Annotated in this window: 15 protein-coding genes and 1 other annotated feature; of the genes, 3 read left to right on the forward strand and 12 right to left on the reverse strand. The window is 38.7% G+C overall.

The genetic code is table 11. From position 1 onward, the window contains the following. Window positions 1-39 precede the first annotated feature (39 nt). From metF to SOS22_RS02075, 3 genes are read left to right on the forward strand one after another with little or no spacing between them, the layout of a single operon-like run. On the forward strand, window positions 40-921 hold the full coding sequence (gene metF, locus SOS22_RS02065) for a methylenetetrahydrofolate reductase [NAD(P)H] (protein WP_320596184.1): 882 nt from the start codon (window positions 40-42) through the stop codon (window positions 919-921). Continuing rightward, the gene (locus tag SOS22_RS02070; RefSeq protein WP_320596185.1) at window positions 902-1,552 is read left to right on the forward strand and encodes a vitamin B12 dependent-methionine synthase activation domain-containing protein; all 651 of its coding nucleotides are present in this window, start codon (window positions 902-904) and stop codon (window positions 1,550-1,552) included. The genes metF and SOS22_RS02070 overlap by 20 nt, the downstream gene beginning before the upstream one ends. After that, on the forward strand, window positions 1,549-3,933 hold the full coding sequence (locus SOS22_RS02075) for a homocysteine S-methyltransferase family protein (protein WP_320596186.1): 2,385 nt from the start codon (window positions 1,549-1,551) through the stop codon (window positions 3,931-3,933). The genes SOS22_RS02070 and SOS22_RS02075 overlap by 4 nt, the downstream gene beginning before the upstream one ends. A 50-nt stretch (window positions 3,934-3,983) precedes the next feature. Here the strand turns inward: SOS22_RS02075 and SOS22_RS02080 are convergent, their stop codons facing one another. From SOS22_RS02080 to rpmG, 12 genes are all read right to left on the reverse strand, one after another. Next, window positions 3,984-4,448: a hypothetical protein gene (locus SOS22_RS02080; protein ID WP_320596187.1), complete on the reverse strand. Its 465-nt coding sequence runs from the start codon at window positions 4,446-4,448 to the stop codon at window positions 3,984-3,986. Between the two features lie 25 nt (window positions 4,449-4,473). After that, window positions 4,474-4,887 (reverse strand): DUF4430 domain-containing protein, encoded by a 414-nt coding sequence (locus SOS22_RS02085; RefSeq protein WP_320596188.1) that lies wholly within the window; start codon window positions 4,885-4,887, stop codon window positions 4,474-4,476. A gap of 9 nt (window positions 4,888-4,896) precedes the next feature. Continuing rightward, a complete protein-coding gene (leuS, locus tag SOS22_RS02090; RefSeq protein ID WP_320596189.1) occupies window positions 4,897-7,293 on the reverse strand; it encodes a leucine--tRNA ligase in 2,397 nt (798 codons plus the stop codon). A gap of 32 nt (window positions 7,294-7,325) precedes the next feature. Next, window positions 7,326-7,524: a binding site (T-box leader), on the reverse strand. A 7-nt stretch (window positions 7,525-7,531) separates the two neighbouring features. Continuing rightward, window positions 7,532-7,906, reverse strand: a complete 375-nt coding sequence (locus SOS22_RS02095; RefSeq protein WP_320596190.1) for a hypothetical protein — start codon at window positions 7,904-7,906, stop codon at window positions 7,532-7,534. Then, window positions 7,893-8,288 (reverse strand): hypothetical protein, encoded by a 396-nt coding sequence (locus SOS22_RS02100; RefSeq protein WP_320596191.1) that lies wholly within the window; start codon window positions 8,286-8,288, stop codon window positions 7,893-7,895. Before SOS22_RS02100 ends, SOS22_RS02095 begins: the two co-directional genes overlap by 14 nt. Continuing rightward, entirely contained in the window at window positions 8,254-8,421 is a 168-nt protein-coding gene (locus tag SOS22_RS10860) for a prepilin-type N-terminal cleavage/methylation domain-containing protein (protein ID WP_414144405.1), read from the reverse strand. The genes SOS22_RS02100 and SOS22_RS10860 overlap by 35 nt, the downstream gene beginning before the upstream one ends. After that, on the reverse strand, window positions 8,405-8,788 hold the full coding sequence (locus tag SOS22_RS02105) for a type II secretion system protein (RefSeq protein WP_320596192.1): 384 nt from the start codon (window positions 8,786-8,788) through the stop codon (window positions 8,405-8,407). The genes SOS22_RS10860 and SOS22_RS02105 overlap by 17 nt, the downstream gene beginning before the upstream one ends. Beyond that, on the reverse strand, window positions 8,766-9,065 hold the full coding sequence (gene comGC / locus SOS22_RS02110) for a competence type IV pilus major pilin ComGC (RefSeq protein ID WP_320596193.1): 300 nt from the start codon (window positions 9,063-9,065) through the stop codon (window positions 8,766-8,768). The genes SOS22_RS02105 and comGC overlap by 23 nt, the downstream gene beginning before the upstream one ends. Before the next feature lie 8 nt (window positions 9,066-9,073). Beyond that, the gene (locus tag SOS22_RS02115; protein WP_320596194.1) at window positions 9,074-9,976 is read right to left on the reverse strand and encodes a type II secretion system F family protein; all 903 of its coding nucleotides are present in this window, start codon (window positions 9,974-9,976) and stop codon (window positions 9,074-9,076) included. Between the two features lies 1 nt (window position 9,977). After that, complete coding sequence (locus SOS22_RS02120) at window positions 9,978-10,961, reverse strand: ATPase, T2SS/T4P/T4SS family (RefSeq protein WP_320596195.1); 984 nt, start codon at window positions 10,959-10,961, stop codon at window positions 9,978-9,980. Between the two features lie 50 nt (window positions 10,962-11,011). After that, entirely contained in the window at window positions 11,012-11,620 is a 609-nt protein-coding gene (locus SOS22_RS02125; protein ID WP_320596196.1) for an MBL fold metallo-hydrolase, read from the reverse strand. Between the two features lie 39 nt (window positions 11,621-11,659). Next, window positions 11,660-11,809, reverse strand: a complete 150-nt coding sequence (rpmG, locus tag SOS22_RS02130) for a 50S ribosomal protein L33 (protein WP_320596197.1) — start codon at window positions 11,807-11,809, stop codon at window positions 11,660-11,662. Window positions 11,810-11,909 lie beyond the last annotated feature (100 nt).

An 11,909-nucleotide genomic window follows, 5' to 3' on the forward strand; every position in this document is an offset into this window, starting at 1 on the left:
ATTTCATCGTATAATTAGGAGATAGAAAGAAGGAAATATATGTCTATCATTGATATTTTAAATAAAAATAAAGTGACCATTTCTTTTGAAGTATTCCCTCCGAAAAAAGAAACAAACTTTAGTGAAGTGGAAAAAGCAGCGCGTCAAATTGCGGATCTCCATCCCAATTTCATGTCTGTCACCTATGGAGCTGGAGGCACCAACAACAAAAATACCGCTCATTTAGCGGCTGATATCCAAAACAAAACCGCTACCCCGGTCCTTGCCCATCTGACTTGTGTTTCTTCTACAAAAGAACAAGTAGAATCGGTGATCCATACATATGAAGATCTTGGCATCGATAGTATCATGGCTTTGCGTGGAGACCTTCCTAAAGATGGCAAACTCAGTCCTGATTATTCTCATGCGATTGATTTGATCCATGATATCAAAGCAATCAATCCCAATCTTTGTATTGGTGGAGCCTGTTATCCAGAAGGTCATGTGGAATGTGAACGACAATCGGAAGATATCCAACATTTAAAAGAAAAGGTAGATGCCGGTTTGGATTTTTTAACGACCCAGATGTTTTTTGATAATGATACATTCTATAATTTTATGTTCAAAATTCGTGAAGCCGGTATTACGGTTCCGGTCTTGGCTGGTATCATGCCTATCACAAAAAAACGTCAAGTTGCACGCAGTGTTGCTTTGAGTGGAGCAACCATCCCGCATAAGTTCCGTCGCATGGTCGATCGTTTTGGTGATAGCGAAGAAACGATGCAACAAGCAGGAATCATTTATGCATCTGAACAAATTATCGATCTAATTTCAAATGGTATCAACCATATCCATGTCTATTCTATGAATCGTCCGGATATTGCAGCGGGAATCATCCAGAACTTGTCGTCTATTATTGATTATGATCGCATTAAAAAATAGTGAAATTTTACGCTATCTTGGCTATCAAAACATACAACCTGATCAACATATCGAAGCTCTCATTGAACGTTGTAAAGAAAAGGTCATTCAACGATCTACGCCAAGAAAAAGTGTCGGTATCTTTCCCCTTGTATTCCAGGATGACACATTGATCATAGAAAGCATGCACATTCATTCAAAAAGTTTATATCGTAATCTTTCTGGATGTGACAAAGTTTGTCTAATGGGTGTGACCATTGGTCCGGCCATAGATCAATTGATTCGTCGTGCCGAAATCACCAATTTGGTAGAAGCCGCCATCTATCAAGCCATTGGCGCTGCTTATGTAGAAGCTTGGGCCGATGCCATCAACGAGGAAATCAAAGAAACCATGCGACATGAAGGCTATTATTGTCGCCCTCGTTTTTCACCTGGATATGGCGATTTTGATTTGTCTTTTCAAACCCAATTTAGTCAATTGTTAGATTTACCACATACAACGGGTATCACTCTTTCTAATACTTTGTTGATGATGCCATCCAAATCCGTTACTGCACTGATTGGTTGTTCAACAAAAGAAGAACCTTGTATCTTAGCCGGCTGTGAAGCATGCAATAAAACCAATTGTACATTCAGGAGGAACAAACAATGAAATCATTTATGGACTGTTTAGGAAAAGAATGGCTCTTTTGTGATGGAGCTACAGGCACGATGTTACAAGCCATGGGATTAGCGAGTGGCGAACTGCCAGAAACATGGAATTTGACCCATCCCGATCAAGTACGATCTTATATGGAAGCCTATTTAAAGGCTGGTTCTACGATCATCAACACAAATACATTTGGATTAAATCGAATCAAATTTGGCGATGATACACCAAAGATTGCAAAAAAAGCAGTAGAAATTGCCAAACAAGCTCGTGATAGGATCAATCCCCAGGCCTTTGTTGCTTTAGACATTGGTCCTACTGGTAAATTATTAGCGCCCATGGGCGACCTTCCTTTTGAAGAAGCGGTTTCGATCTTCGGTGAAGTGATCCAAGCGGGAGCACAAGCAGGCGCGGATCTAATCTTGATTGAAACAATGAATGACAGTTATGAATCCAAAGCAGCTGTACTTGCTGCTAAAGAAAATTGTGATTTGCCCGTTTGTATCACGAACACATATGATGAAAGTGGAACTTTGATGACCGGAGCAACCGTTGAATCTATGGTTGCCATGCTCGAAGGATTGGGTGTTGATGCATTAGGAATCAATTGCGGTGTAGGTCCGATTCAAATGAAAGGTGTCATTCAACGTTTGATTGATACATCAAGCCTTCCTATCATCGTCAATCCCAATGCTGGTTTACCTTCACAGATCCATGGTCGTACAGTTTATGATCTGCAAGCAGAAATGTTTGCTTCTACGATGGCGGAAATTGCGGATATGGGTGTACAAGTCATGGGTGGTTGTTGTGGCACAACGCCAGAATATATCGAACGCATGATTCGTTTGGTCAAAGAGAAACCATTCCAAGTCCAATCAAAGAAATCTCGTAGTGTGATTTCATCGGGTTCACAAGTCGTGGAAATTGGATCAAAACCAGTCATTATTGGTGAACGTATCAATCCAACCGGAAAAAAACGATTTAAGCAAGCTTTACGCGAACATGATATCAACTATATTTTAGGTGTTGGCTTGAAACAAGAAGAAGATGGTGCCATGGTATTGGATGTCAATGTAGGACTTCCCGATATCGACGAGCCAAGTATGATGTGCGAAGTCATGACGAATTTACAAAATATCACTTCCCTTCCTTTACAGATCGATACCTCGGATCCGGTAGCTTTAGAAAGAGCTTTACGTTTATATAATGGCAAACCGATGATCAATTCTGTCAATGGAAAACAAGAAAACATGGATGTGATCTTTCCTTTGGTAAAAAAATATGGCGGTGTGATCGTGGGATTGTGTCTTGATGAAGAAGGCATACCCGAAACAGCACAGGGGCGATATGTCGTCGCAAAAAAAATTGTAGATACAGCCGCGACATATGGAATCGAAAAAAAAGATATTGTATTGGATGCCTTAGCCATGACAATTTCTTCCAATACAGCCAGTGCCAAGATCACATTGGACACGATTCGTCAAATCACAGAAGAACTGCATTGTCATAGTATTTTAGGTGTATCCAATATTTCATTTGGTTTGCCACATCGTGAAATCATCAATTCCCATTTCTTGACCATGGCCATTCATAGCGGCCTTTCTTGTGCCATCATCAATCCGGGTAATGAAAGCATGATGCGTGCCTATCGAGCATCTTGTGCCTTATTAAATATGGATCCACAATGTATGGATTATATTTCCACGTATGCAAATGTGCCTGATGAAAAAATGGAAACGATCCATACAGCCAAACAAACAACAAAGGGTGAAGAAACGTTATCGAGTGCGGTACAGCATGGTTTGGTGGAACAAGCGAAAATTTTATGTGAAAAAGAGATCCAAACAAAAAATGGAATGGATATCATCAATCAAGAATTGATTCCAGCTTTAGATATTGTGGGGCAAGGATTTGAAAAAAAGACTATTTTTTTACCTCAGTTATTGATGAGTGCGGATGCAGCCAAAGCTGCTTTTGAAGTCATCAAGCAATCGATGGCAGATACTCCACAACAAAAGAAAGTAAAAATCATTTTAGCCACTGTCAAAGGTGATATTCATGATATTGGTAAAAATATTGTGAAAGTCATGTTGGAAAATTATGGATATCAAGTGATCGATCTAGGCAAAGACGTGGATCCGGAAGTCATTGTTGATACCGCCATCAAAGAAAATGTTTCTTTGGTTGGGTTGAGCGCTTTAATGACCACGACGGTTGTCAGCATGGAAGAAACGATTCAATTGCTTCATGAAAAGAAGCCGGACACCAAAATCATGGTGGGAGGTGCAGTCATGACACAAGAGTATGCCGATGCCATTGGGGCGGATCATTATGGTAAAGATGCCATGGAAAGTGTCCGTTATGCGAATTCTCTGTTTGCGTAATATTTCATCAAAAAAAGCAGAAATAGGTTTTTGAGCTTGTTTCTGCTTTTTTATTGTTTTGTTAGAAAATGATCCATCACTTTACAGACGGGTCGATATAATAAAAAGACCATCCAAAAATTACTGATGCCATGAAGGATATCAAAGGGAATCCCACTGATCCACCAGGAAATCATGAGATTGGGGCCACCAATGAATAAATAAACGATGGCACACAGCGCACCAAAGAATAAACCGAAGGCAGCAGCAAGAATGCTGAAAGTAATCGTTGAATCCCAACGCTTAACTTTCATCACCAAAAAAACGAGAAAGGGCCAAATGTATAGATACATAAAGACCCATACATTAAAGCCCCAAATCATCGTTTCTAGAAGAATATAGACAGCCACGATCCATAATGTCTTCCAGCCAAAATAAAGTGTATAAACAATCAATAATAAGGTTACAGGCTCTACATTGGGAATGGCAGCCATCGCCATTTTAGAGGTTTCTAAAATAGCAGTTAAGAGTGCCATCAATACAAGCGTATGTGTGTTCCAATTATTTGCCTTGTTCATAAACGAGACGGAATTTATCGTTGTTCTTTACGGTCTGGGAATCCACGCCATTTTGACCATATTTTCCATTTACATAAATGGACCAATATGCTTTGTCTTTATTGTAATCTGCTTTTAATCCATTGACCGTTGTGATATAGGTTCCATACTCACTCTTGGTTCCTTTGATGGAAAATTCATCGGAATTTTTATCCAATTCCTTTAATGCCGCACCTAGATATTTTTTATCCGTGGATGCTTCATATGTTTTTTTCTTGCCTTGATCATCGACTACCGTTACGGTATATTCTTTGGAACCAACCATCGTCGTTGGTTGATTGGCTTGATAAATTCCAAAGAAGATGGCCGCCACAACAACCAGTGCCAGAATGAAACCAATAATTTTTTTTCTTTTCATATTCTCCACCTACTTGGCAACAATGTTGACAACTTTTCCCTTTACCACAATGATCTTTTTGATTTCTTTGCCTTCAAGTTGTCGTTGTACATTCTGTAAAGCTAAAGCACCTTCTTGTAAAGATTGGTCATCGCTGCCCACTGGCATTTCAAATTTACCACGTACTTTACCATTGACTTGCGCAATAACCATTACGGATTCTTCGACTAATTTCGACTCATCATAGGTTGGCCATGGTTCATAAGCGATGGTATCGGTATGACCGAATACGGTTGCCCATAGTTCTTCACCTAAATGTGGCGCAAAACAACTAAACATCTTCACAAAACCTTCCGCATAGTCACGTGGAATGGATTTAGCTTTATAGGCATCGTTGATAAAGACCATCATCTGAGAAATAGCGGTATTAAAACGCAACGCATCGATATCATGACTGACTTTCTTTACGGTCGCATTATAGCTTTTATCTAGGGTACCATCGTTTGTATCGGTGATCTTTGCGACTTCGGTAAAGTAACGATTGACACGTTCCAACCATTTCCGCGTACCATCTAGACCCGTAGTTGACCAAGGTAAAGCCGATTCCAATGGTCCCATGAACATTTCATAAACACGTAAAGCATCGGCACCATGTGATTTGACGATATCATCTGGATTGACCACATTGCCACGTGATTTACTCATTTTTTCACCATTCGATCCTAAGATCATGCCTTGATGGAATAATTTTTGGAAAGGTTCTGGTGTTGGCACAACGCCACAATCATACAAAACCTTATGCCAGAATCGAGAATACAATAAATGCAGAACGGCATGTTCGGCACCACCTACATATAAATCGACAGGCAGCCAGTGAGCCAACAATTTTGGATCAGCTAAGGCTTTATCATTATGCGGATCGATATAACGCAAATAATACCAACAAGAACCTGCCCATTGTGGCATCGTGTTGGTTTCTCGTTTTCCTTTGACACCATCAATTTCGACATTGACCCAGTCCGTCAAATGAGCCAGTGGACTTTCGCCATTATCACTTGGTTGATAATTGTTCGTGGCTGGTAATTCCAGTGGCAATTCATCCAATTCAACGGCACGTTGTGTACCATCTTCCATATTGATGATAGGAATAGGTTCCCCCCAATAACGTTGTCTTGAGAACAACCAGTCTCTTAGCTTATATGTTGTTTTAGCTTGCCCACAATGGTTTTCTTCCAACCATGCCAACATTTTCTTGATGGCATCTTCTTTATTTAATCCATCCAACCATTCCGAATTGATGTGAACACCATCTTCGGTATAGGCTTCTTTCGAAATATCTCCACCAGCTAACACTTGGATGATTGGTAAATTGAATTTCTTTGCGAATTCATAGTCACGTGTATCATGTGCTGGAACCGCCATGATAGCACCGGTTCCATAACTTGCTAATACATAATCAGAAATCCAGATTGGGATCTTCTTTCCGTTGACAGGATTGATGGCATATGCCCCTGTAAATACCCCGGTCTTATCTTTATTCAGATCGGTACGTTCTAGATCCGATTTTGTGGCACAGATCTTTTTATAAGCGTCAACATCGGCTTTTTGTTCAGGTGTCGTGATTTCATCCACAAATGGATGTTCGGGTGACATGACACAATAAGTCGCTCCAAACAATGTGTCACAACGAGTGGTAAAGACCGTAAATTCTTTGTCGTACCCATCAATCTTGAAAATAACATTGGCACCTTGTGATTTACCAATCCAGTTTTTCTGCATTTCAATGGTGGATTGTGGCCAATCCAATAATTTCAAATCATCCAATAAACGTTCGGCATAGGCTGTGATCTTTAATACCCATTGGCGCATGGGCTTACGAATCACCGGATATCCTCCACGTTCACTCTTGCCATCTATGACTTCTTCATTGGCTAAGACAGCCTTTAATTCTGGACACCAGTTAACAGGAATTTCATCAACATACGCTAAACCTTTTTTATACAACTGTAAAAAAATCCATTGGGTCCATTTATAATACGATGGATCTGACGTATTGACTTCACGATCCCAATCGTAACTAAAACCTAAAGATTGAATTTGGGCACGGAAATGATCAATATTTCGCTTCGTAAATGTAGCAGGGTGATGACCTGTCTGAATCGCATATTGTTCTGCTGGCAAGCCAAAAGCATCCCATCCCATTGGATGAAGAACGTTATATCCTTCCATTCTTTTTTTACGTGCAACAATATCTGTTGCTGTATATCCCTCTGGATGACCTACATGCAAACCTTGGCCACTTGGATAAGGGAACATATCCAATACATAATATTTGGGCTTGGAAAAATCAGATGTATCACACTTAAATGTTTTTTCATCCAACCATTTCTTTTGCCATTTTTTTTCAATTGCCTGATGATCGTACATTTTTTCTCCTCCTACAATAAAAAAACGTCCTGTCTAAGGACGTTGGAAACGCGGTACCACCTTAGTTATCAAATAAAAAATTTGATCACTCAACTCTTTTAACGCAAGAGAACGGATAACATTACTTATCGGCTCCTTAGCAAGTTCAAGGCCATTTCTTCTTGATTTTCACCAACCATCAAGTCTCTACGAACAAATGATACCTTTACTACTCTAACTCTTCGCCTATGCTTCGATTTTACCTTTTTTTTAAAACAGAGTCAATATCCATCGAAAGGATTGCTTTCGCATCATAATAGATCTTCATGGTCACGATACGATTGGCTTTTGGATACGTACATTCTACATACGTCTTGTGATCATTCCATTGAATAGGGATTCCATCGATCGTAACCGTCTTGGTTTTAATAGGATGAGGTGTTCCACAACGAATTGCCATTTGATTTTGTCGAATGATCTCCTTTGCATGAGACATACAAGATAAATCAATCACATTTTGTTTGGCACATTGAACCAATGCCACTTGTTGTAATGTCTCAATGGATAATATACTCAATATTTGCATCACCAAAGCGAAACAAACCAAAGCAATCCAAGTACTATACCCATTCATAGATTTGATAGGTCTGTTTTGTTCCTTGATGATCAATGGTAAGATAAATTCCTTTATTTTCTTTATAAAATATAGCCCCATCAATATTCTCCATCCATATTTCATACCCTGGTTGTTTGACCAAACGATGTTTGTCATAACGTATTTGATACGCTTCATGATTGATATCCAAGATCAAAACACCTTCTTGTACATGACAAGTGGCTAATGCGCAGCGTTGTCGTAATTGCAGGATGGCCAGTTCCACCTGGATCATATACCGAGAAGTATAGATATGATAGACACTGACGATTAGAAGCAATGCCAGCATACTGACCAATAAAGAAACATATAAAGACAATAATGTTTCAATCAGTGTAAAACCATTTTGTTTCGATTTCATGATTGATTCTGCTTTCTGCATTCGACTTAACCAAACCTGCCATCATAACAACCAATAATACACATATGGATACAATGAAAAAAGCCAATAGAGCTTCCGCCAATGTAAACCCATTCTTATTCAAGTCGACCACGTCCAGATCCCAGTTGAAAAATCAGACGATTGGATTTTTTCCCTTGGTGACAAGTAATGGTCAAGGCGGATGAGATATTCCCTTTCGCATTATAGTGATAGGTGGCCGCATCACAAGTAATGCCAGAAGGATAAGAAATAGTGTGACCATCTAAAGAAACCGAATGGGATGACCAAACAACCATTACATCTCTTTTTTCAACCATTGCTTTTTCTTGCATCACGATGCTTTGATCCAAGATTTGCTTCATGAATAAGCGAATATTTGGTCGATACGGTCGTACTTGTATTGCCAAGATGCAAATGATCATCAATACAAATAAGGTTTGGATCATGGTAAAACCATTACTGGGTTTTCGCATCTCCATTTACGATCACCACCTGTTTACCATTGGGACATGTATCTTGCCCTTTTTTTAGATAACCACCCGAAATTAATTCAGATACGGAAGACGGTGTTTTATCATGATCGATTTCATACAATAATATTTGCGAATTCACGATATCCAATAAAGCGCTGCAACCTTTAGCACGAATGATTTTTTCTTTTTGTTGGATATTGGGTAAGGTGATCAATAATAAAACCGCAACGATCAACATGACGATCATCATCTCTAAAACAGTAAAAGCATTTTTCTCTTTCATGAATCCTCCTAGAAAGTTTGTAATAAATTTAAAGGTAACAATAAGACTTGATAGAAAACCAACACCAAGATGGCGACGCTTGTATAGGCAAACAATTGTACAAACAAAATATATTTTTTGATACGGGTTTGAATTTCATACAAAACACGAGATTGATAAATAGGCAAGATATGCAACAAATTGGAACTATGCATACCCAATTGAATACAACGCATAAATAACGGATCTTTACCAAATTCATTATGAAGGGCATCCCATAAAGACAACCCCATTTCCAATCCCGATTGGATGTGCATCGCCATGATCTTGGTTGTTTTCATTTTTGTCATCATTTGAATACAAGATTGGGTCGAACAACCATTTTCTAATAAAGCCGTCCAAATCAATGAAAACGAATAATGATCGATCGAAGAAAATAAAGGCAACATATCCATTTTTTTCTGTATAAATGGGATCCAATGTCGACAAACAAAGCCAAAAATCAGTAGCAGCAGTAAGAAAAACACGATCGTATAGCCAATCTGAAGCGCACGGACCAATCCCATGGATGTAGAGGAGGAACCATAAGTCAATAAAGACGGTATGATCGTTCTTGAAAAGAAGAGAATGAGTCCATAGGAAAATAGGAAGAGAAATGTCGGATAGGCCAGTGCGCGTAAGACTTTGGTCTTTAATTCAGATTGGACAGTATCTAAAGCATCCGCACATTGGATGGCTTTATCAAATGAAAGGGACTGACATAAAATATGCAAGGTTTGAAAATAAGGATCATTGGCATTCATACATAACAGATCGACTAGTGATTTCCCTTGTGCCAAACCAGCCAATATTTTTTTATGCTCCTTAAAGCTCAATTCAACCATGGTGGCTGTATCCAATCCATGTTGATTCAATAACGCAAATTGTTTCATTTCATCCTTTGAGATCTTGTATGTCCAATTCGGCTTGTTTGTCAGTGATATCTCCTTGAATAAGAGCTTTTCGAATGGCTTGATCCAATGTGATATGCGTTGATGAATAAGCATCTTTTTCCAAGACATAGCTCAATTCCTTTCCCGTTAATAATTCATAAATACATTGTTTTGAAGACATAGAAGACATGTATAATCGCTGAGCTAAGATTGCCGTTAGTGTTGTCTTTAGCTCATATTTCGCGATGCCAAAATCCAACATACGAGAAATACTTTCCTTGCCATTTTTAGCATGTACGGTCGTAAAAACCATATGACCAGTCAAAGCGGCACGTATCACCATCTTAGCAGTATAGCTATTACGCGTTTCACCGATTAAAATCACATCGGGGTCATGTCGTAATAATTCTTCAATACCGCACTCATAAGTAAAGCCTTGTGAGGGATTGATCTCCAATTGCAGATAAGAGGGGTCTTCAATTTCGATCGGATCCTCTAAACTCACGACTTTATAACGTTTCTTTAAAGCAATTTCATGTAAGATGGCATGTAAGGTAGTGGTCTTTCCTGAATTGGTTGGACCCACACATAAAACTAGACCTTGACGTATGGTCGTCAATTGATGTAAGAATTGTCGTTGTGCAGGATCTAAGGTCAAATCTTCAATTTTCATATCGAGTTGGGTATGAAGCAAACGTAAGACACCAGTTTGGATATCTTGGTTATAGATGACACTAAATCGACAAAAGATATCGTGATACACAAATTGTCCGCTTTGTGGTATCCATGGATTGGTCAAATCAAAACGGGCATGGAATTTCAAAAATTCAAAAAAAGCAGGTTTCCATACGTTTTGATTGATATCTATCAATCCTTGCATGGTGCGCAATTGAATATGCAGTTGACCATGACTACAGGTAAAATGAATATCGCTTGCTTTTTTATTCAGTGCTAGTTGGATCAATGCATCTAATAGTTCTTCCATGTACTCTTATACGGCCATAAAAAAAAGAAGTACAAAATGTGTACTTCCAATCATTCCATAAAAGAATTCCATTGTTTTTCATGTTCAAGTGTAGAAGCTGGGCCATGACCTGGATAAACAATATAGTTGATATACAATTTTTTTAAACGATGAAGCGATTCATTCATTTGTGAATAAGAACCTGTTGGCATATCAACTCTTCCACAAGATCCCATGAAAAGGGTATCCCCTGAGAACATATATTGATCAATCAAAAAAACACAAGATCCTCTAGTATGTCCTGGTGTATGGAGAACTTCCAATTCAAAAGAGCCAATCTTACATTTTGGCAATGTAAGTGCCGTTGGTGAAATCGTGCATCGAAAGGGTCTACCAAAATAAGAAGACACATTCAATTTGTCATCCTCAAAAAAATCAAATTCACTGGAGTGGACATAGACAGGTACTGGATGTTTTTCTAAAATGCTAGGAATACCACCAATATGATCAAAATGGGCATGTGTCAATACGATTGCATCCAATCCTGCATTTTCCGTTTTTAAGATTGAATCCAATTCATCAAAAGGTCCACCTGGATCAATAACTAAAGCATGGCCTTCATTGATCACAACATAACAGTTGGTATCAATGGGCCCTAACATACGTGTAATTACTTTCATATCTATCACATATATAAAAAAGACCGAAATCGGTCTTTTTTATCTTTTCTCCTTATGATCAGTCATTTTATTACATTTTGGACAATACTTCTTAATTGTCATGCGATCAGGATGTTTCTTTTTATTACGAGTACCAATGTAGTTTTCTTCTCCACATACAGAACATTTAAAAGTAATACGATCTCTCATTCGTCTCACACCTTTCCACGTTAACGATAAAATTGTATCAAAATTGCACCCATAGTGCAAGAACAATTCAACATACATTGAAAAAGTGGGTCACCCCACT

Origin of the sequence: Absicoccus sp. (assembly GCF_034090965.1) — a bacterium.
Taxonomy (GTDB): domain Bacteria; phylum Bacillota_I; class Bacilli_A; order Erysipelotrichales; family Erysipelotrichaceae; genus Absicoccus; species Absicoccus intestinalis.

Bases quoted from the DNA above. Each gene is read 5' to 3' on its own strand.
- SOS22_RS02080 (WP_320596187.1), bottom strand. From the start codon at position 4,448: ATGGCACTCTTAACTGCTATTTTAGAAACCTCTAAAATGGCGATGGCT.
- SOS22_RS02100 (WP_320596191.1), bottom strand. From the start codon at position 8,288: ATGAAATCGAAACAAAATGGTTTTACACTGATTGAAACATTATTGTCT.
- SOS22_RS02070 (WP_320596185.1), top strand. From the start codon at position 902: ATGATCGCATTAAAAAATAGTGAAATTTTACGCTATCTTGGCTATCAA.
- SOS22_RS02095 (WP_320596190.1), bottom strand. From the start codon at position 7,906: ATGAATGGGTATAGTACTTGGATTGCTTTGGTTTGTTTCGCTTTGGTG.
- rpmG (WP_320596197.1), bottom strand. From the start codon at position 11,809: ATGAGAGATCGTATTACTTTTAAATGTTCTGTATGTGGAGAAGAAAAC.
- SOS22_RS02120 (WP_320596195.1), bottom strand. From the start codon at position 10,961: ATGGAAGAACTATTAGATGCATTGATCCAACTAGCACTGAATAAAAAA.
- SOS22_RS02085 (WP_320596188.1), bottom strand. From the start codon at position 4,887: ATGAAAAGAAAAAAAATTATTGGTTTCATTCTGGCACTGGTTGTTGTG.
- leuS (WP_320596189.1), bottom strand. From the start codon at position 7,293: ATGTACGATCATCAGGCAATTGAAAAAAAATGGCAAAAGAAATGGTTG.
- SOS22_RS02105 (WP_320596192.1), bottom strand. From the start codon at position 8,788: ATGGAGATGCGAAAACCCAGTAATGGTTTTACCATGATCCAAACCTTA.
- SOS22_RS02115 (WP_320596194.1), bottom strand. From the start codon at position 9,976: ATGAAACAATTTGCGTTATTGAATCAACATGGATTGGATACAGCCACC.
- metF (WP_320596184.1), top strand. From the start codon at position 40: ATGTCTATCATTGATATTTTAAATAAAAATAAAGTGACCATTTCTTTT.
- SOS22_RS02125 (WP_320596196.1), bottom strand. From the start codon at position 11,620: ATGAAAGTAATTACACGTATGTTAGGGCCCATTGATACCAACTGTTAT.
- SOS22_RS02075 (WP_320596186.1), top strand. From the start codon at position 1,549: ATGAAATCATTTATGGACTGTTTAGGAAAAGAATGGCTCTTTTGTGAT.
- comGC (WP_320596193.1), bottom strand. From the start codon at position 9,065: ATGAAAGAGAAAAATGCTTTTACTGTTTTAGAGATGATGATCGTCATG.